The organism is Bacillus sp. C30, from assembly GCF_040838255.1.
GTDB lineage: Bacteria > Bacillota > Bacilli > Bacillales > Bacillaceae_G > Bacillus_A > Bacillus_A mycoides.
In genome coordinates, this window is record NZ_JBFPJH010000220.1 from 1 (window position 1) to 5493 (window position 5493).

At 34.2% G+C, this 5493-nt stretch carries 3 protein-coding genes and 3 pseudogenes; all 6 read left to right on the top strand.

The genetic code is table 11. The features are described from left to right. On the top strand, positions 1-411 hold a 411-nt coding region (locus AB3X49_RS16810; protein ID WP_367963504.1), incomplete at its 5' end, for a DDE-type integrase/transposase/recombinase. A 483-nt stretch (positions 412-894) separates the two neighbouring features. After that, positions 895-1956, top strand: a complete 1062-nt coding sequence (locus tag AB3X49_RS16815) for a phosphodiester glycosidase family protein (RefSeq protein WP_367963506.1) — start codon at positions 895-897, stop codon at positions 1954-1956. Positions 1957-2057: 101 nt separating this feature from the next. Next, positions 2058-2861: a polysaccharide deacetylase family protein gene (locus tag AB3X49_RS16820; RefSeq protein WP_483298786.1), complete on the top strand. Its 804-nt coding sequence runs from the start codon at positions 2058-2060 to the stop codon at positions 2859-2861. Between the two features lie 382 nt (positions 2862-3243). Further along, positions 3244-4032 (top strand): annotated as a pseudogene (locus AB3X49_RS16825) (Rpn family recombination-promoting nuclease/putative transposase). Between the two features lie 371 nt (positions 4033-4403). After that, a pseudogene (locus tag AB3X49_RS16830) lies at positions 4404-4622 on the top strand (DDE-type integrase/transposase/recombinase); the annotation flags it as partial. 66 nt (positions 4623-4688) lie between these two features. After that, a pseudogene (locus AB3X49_RS16835) lies at positions 4689-5071 on the top strand (IS6 family transposase); the annotation flags it as partial. Positions 5072-5493: the final 422 nt, after the last annotated feature.

A 5493-nucleotide genomic window follows, 5' to 3' on the forward strand; every position in this document is an offset into this window, starting at 1 on the left:
ATTGATAGTGATGGGTACACACTGGATTTTCAACTTCGAAAAACACGTAATCATCAAGCCGCTTACATGTTTATGAAGCGATTAGTAAACACTTTTGGAGAACCAACGGTCCTCACCACAGACAAGGCACAGGCTTTGCTTTGTGCATTTAAAAAATTACAAAACGATGATTTTTATACATATACAAGACACTGTACCGTTAAATATCTCAATCCCCTCATTGAACAGGATCATAGACACGTAAAACGACGTTTTGTCAAACCTTCGGGATTTCAAAGTATCCGTCATGCTTCACGTACAATAAAAGGAATCGAAACAATTCATGCTATATACAAACAAAAGAGAAGTCATATTCCAGACTTCTCTTTTTCGACATACAAAGAATTACAGCAATTATTCAAAATTTCTTAAACGATAACCATAGTTTATAAACGGGCTTAGTTTTTTTCATGCGTTTTACTATACTGTCGACATCCGTGATGATGAGCTTACAAAACATATTGAATACACGGTACCTATCAAGAGAATTACCTAGATAGGTACATGTTTATATAGCAGACGTTTCTTTTCTATTATGACTTTTATAAACGGCCATTTTTTTCATTTTCAACAAACATTTTTTTGTTATAGTGAAAAATATACTATTTATTGCATCTGATTTTTTATGAAAAAATGATTGTTACTATTAACATTTCAATTGATTAATTTTCCGTGTCAAAGCGTAAGTTTTACACCTACATTTCCATAAATAAAAGCCCATTGGTATTTCAAATGCGTTTCACTTCGGAGCGATATAGTGGGTTTCATTCCGATAAAAACAACATTTATTATTAGAATAAAAATGTATTGTATATTTACCAGTTAGTAAAGTTACAACAGGTGGAGGGACACATATTGCACTATCTAAAAAAGTTTTTAACAAGATGCTTCATTTTGTTTTCGATTTTTCTTTTCCTTGGTCTTGGCGTTTTATTCGCTACGAATTATGGGAAGGAATTGCGTGTTACCGTAGCGGAAAGTATTCTTACTTCTCAACATCCTCAATTTGCAAAATACACGTTTTTGTCAAAGAAAGAGTTAAAACAATTAACAAATCAAATTTATAATCCTGTATGGAACAATAATGATTTAAGTTCGAATGAGAATTTAACAGCAATGCAAATAAAGGAGAAGAAACTTGCGCCATTAAAGATTGATGTAGAAAAAATTGTGAGTAACGGCAGTTCTAAATTTCCTTTTCAAGGATACCTAGTGACCGTTAGTAACCCTTTTAATGTTAAACTTGTTTCCCAGCAAGGCTCGCAAGGGGAAGGAAAAGGAGAAAAAATTGGTGTTATGGCAAAGCGAAATCATGCCTTGGTTGCTGTTAATGCAAGCGGATTTAATGATGAAACAGGTAGAGGTGGCGGAGATATAGCTACGGGTATCGCTATTGAAAGTGGGAAGACCGTGGATACCAATCATGATCCTAATACTGATGCATTTGTTGCTGCTCTTACAAAAGAGGGAACTATGCTTACAGGAAAGTACTCTACTCAACAATTATTAGATAGACACGTAGTCTCTGCTGCTGGATTCATGCCACAATTAATTGTAAACGGGGAAAAAATGATTACAGGTGGAGATGGTGGATGGGGATCAGCACCGCGAACAGTGATGGCCCAAAAAAGAGATGGAACAATCTTATTTTTAGTGATAGATGGTCGCCAAGCACATAGTATAGGAGCTACATTAAGAGAATGCCAAGATATTCTTTATGAACAAGGGGCAATCAATGCAATGGCAATGGATGGAGGATCTTCTTCTACCTTATATTTATGGGGAGAAATCAAAAATTCGCCCTCTACCTTGTCTCATGAAGATCGTTTTTTACCGAATGCATGGATTGTTACAGTAAATCCGAACCAGAAAGTGGAAATTACTGTAGATGGAAAGCGGGTAGAATCTAAGGGATAAATAAAATTCTATTACATAGATGAAATTTTATATCTATGTACAAGTACGTAAGTACTGTATTGAGCGGACATAATTCATATCAGAAAGGCTGATTATTCTTTATGCGGAAGTTTGTTAAAAGAAGTATCTTAATTTTACTTATATGCGGATGCATAATAGGCACTTATAAAATAGTATATAATTCGTTTTTTTCTACATCTCATGTAGAAAAGGTACAATTGGTTAGCAATCAACCAATTGTACCTATGCAAAAAATAATACCGGAACACTATAATGGAAAGACTAGAAAAATTATATATTTAACATTTGATGATGGACCTGGTAAATATACAAATCAATTATTAGATATACTAAAAGAAAAGAAAATAAAAGCCACTTTCTTCTTAATTGGCTCACATGCTCAGCAATATTCAAATGTAGTACAACGTGAATATAAAGAAGGAAATTATGTAGGGTTACACAGTATGACTCATGAGTACAAACCTTTGTACGTACAACGAAAATATGTAGAAGAAATGAAAGAAACACAACAAATCGTTCATAACATCATTGGCATCAGCCCAACTTTAACACGACCTCCTTATGGTTCAAAACCAGGGCTTACCGAGGATATTCAACAGCAATTACTGCAAAATGGTTTACATGTTTGGGATTGGACAATTGATTCAAATGATTGGAAATTGAATGGATTACCTTTAGAGAAATCTGTCCCTCAAATTGTGCAGACCGTACTATCGCAAGCCACAGAAAATATAGAGATCATTCTTATGCATGACATTCACCCTCAAACTGTTGCAGCCATGCCTGCCATTATTAAGGGATTAAAAAATAAAGGATATGATTTCGAAGTATATCAGGAAGATCAACATTTTCCAATGAATTTTTGGCACAATAAACAGTTATAAGGGTTCTGAATTATAGCAACTATTCAGAACTTCTTAAACAATAACTGTATTTTGTAAACGGGTTTATGTTTTTTTAAACTTTGCAACAGAACCTTGTAAGGACTGATAAGTGGTGAGTAGTTCAATGAAATACGTGTTAGAAAAGCTTTGTACACACGTAGAAAAATAAAGCACTCATGGCTAATTTGTTGTATACTAAATATGGTTTCTTTTGTGAAATTTCGAGGTGTTTTTCAAGTCAGTTTATGGTCGTTATCTAATCTATTGTATGTATCTGTAGTGGGCTCTTATGTTAATCATAAGAGCCTGTTTGCATATTCAATTTGTTTTTTTTATGTACAATAAAAACAAAGAGATCTTATCAGACAGGGAGAGGAAGCCCATGTCCAATCAAAAGTTGGTCAATTTACGCATTGATTTTGCCTTTAAACAATTATTCGGGACATCTGGAAGCGAAGATATTTTGTTAACATTTCTAAATGCAATGTTAGCTGATTCATTGGAGTCTCCCATTCAATCACTTCAATTTGAAGATCCGCATCTGCATCGAGAACATGAAGAGGATAAATTATCGATTCTGGATGTATCCGCTACATTAGACACAGGGACTAAGATTAATATTGAAATTCAATTGAATAATAATCATGACCTTTTAGAACGTTCTCTTTAATATTAGAGCAAGCTCTATGCATCTCAATTAAAAAAAGGAATGCCCTACAGCTCACTTCATAAAACCATTACAATTAACTTATTGAACTTCGTCATGTTTAAAGACTATGAAGCATTTCATACGACGGGGAAACTGTGGAACATGCAACAGAAGCAACTCTTAAGTGATGATATCGAAATTCATGTCGTGGAAATTCCAAAATTGCTACAGCAGTGGCGTGAGGAGAAAGTAAATCCGTGGGAAGATTCCTTTGTTCGGTGGTTATTACTATTACCAGCTAATGAAGATGAGCATTTAACACATACTCTGGAGGCGATTGCGATGAATCATGACCCAATTTTACAGAAAGCAATGGATAAATGGGAGCATATGAGTCAAGATGCTTCGTTCCGTCAAGCGTACGAAGCACGCGAAAAGATTTTGATGGATGAAGCGGCAGGTATTGCACAAGCAAGTGAACTACCAATTGAAGAAGTAAAGAAAATCATAGAACAAGCATAAAAGAGGTGGACTTTGGACCGCTTCTTTTTACGAAAAAACACAACAAAGACAGTTATGCCAGACTGTCTTTGTTGTGTTTGTGATTTTGCAAGTGTTTGTACGTATATATCATATCAAAATAGCTTCTACCATACAAAAGAAAAGCCTATGTGTATAGAGTGTGTTGTAGAAACACTCCTCAAAAAAGATACAGCCACGATAATCCGTGACTGTATCTTTTCTCTGCGTAAACGCACTATATATAGCAACTAATCCCTAATCCTTACAGATTGCTCTTCATTTCACAGTATACCTTAACTTGTGGTGAAAATACATAAATTTTACACTAATCCCTTAAATACCTACCTGGCTCACGATGATGTCCGCCATTTCGTGTGAAAAAATATTTAAATAATATTATTGAACAAGACCATCGGTTTATCAAAAAACGAATCCGAAATATGCTTGGATTGAAATCATTGCAAACAGCTAGAAAAATGATTGCTGGAGTAGAAGCAATGCATATGATCAAAAAAAGGCAATTTAAATTTAGGGAGCAGTCTGTTCAAAATCAGAATATATGTATCCAACAGGTGTTTGAAGTAACTGCTCAAGAGCTGGTTCCGATAGGAATCTATGTCTTGTTTGGTCTGTGTTCATTATTTGCACCAGAACCTTTTTCTTTAAGCTATCGTGACGTATCTGAAATTCTAAAAGAATGTGGGGTATCGGTTCATCCTACAATGATTATGCGTTGGGTGCATGAATGTGGAAGAAGAAAAATAAATCAACACATTTTGTATGGCATTTAGATGAAACCTATATCAAAGTCAAGGGAGAGTGGCGTTACCTTTATCGTGCGATTGATCAAGAAGGATACACCTTGGGTATCCAACTTCGTAAAACAAGAGATCATCAAGCTGCGTATATGTTTATGAAAAGGTTAGTGAAAGCTTTTGGAGAACCAACGATTCTCACAATAGACAAGGCTCCCGCTCTACTTTGCGTCTTCAAAAAGTTGAAAAAGAACGGTTTTTATGCGCATACGAAACATCGCACCAGAACTATTTTTGAAATTAAGTTTAATTTGGTAATATAAACCTAATTATTGATAAACTTGAAATTTAGGAAGAAGGTTTATAAATAAGCAAATTTCCTTAGTAAAGTTACTCCTACTGATAGTAAAAACGAAACAGATAACACGATTAAAATGCATCTTTTTTTAAAAAGTGTATATTTCTTAAAAAAATAGATACTACTTTCTCAATACAAAATATAAGAAAAACGTGTAGAATAAGAATTACTATTGATTTATTATCTAAAAATATGCTGTTCCTTCAAATAAAGGGTATGTTTTTAGGTTTAATATACCAAATAAAACAAAGGACAATACGTGGTTTTCAGGAAAAAGCGAAAGGGATGATGACATATCGAACTCAAGCTAGTTTTACATTCTGTATTTGAAGACCTTTTCCAAGAGTA

Coding starts and splice junctions, on each gene's coding strand:
- AB3X49_RS16820 (WP_483298786.1), top strand. CDS start 2,058: ATGCGGAAGTTTGTTAAAAGAAGTATCTTAATTTTACTTATATGCGGA.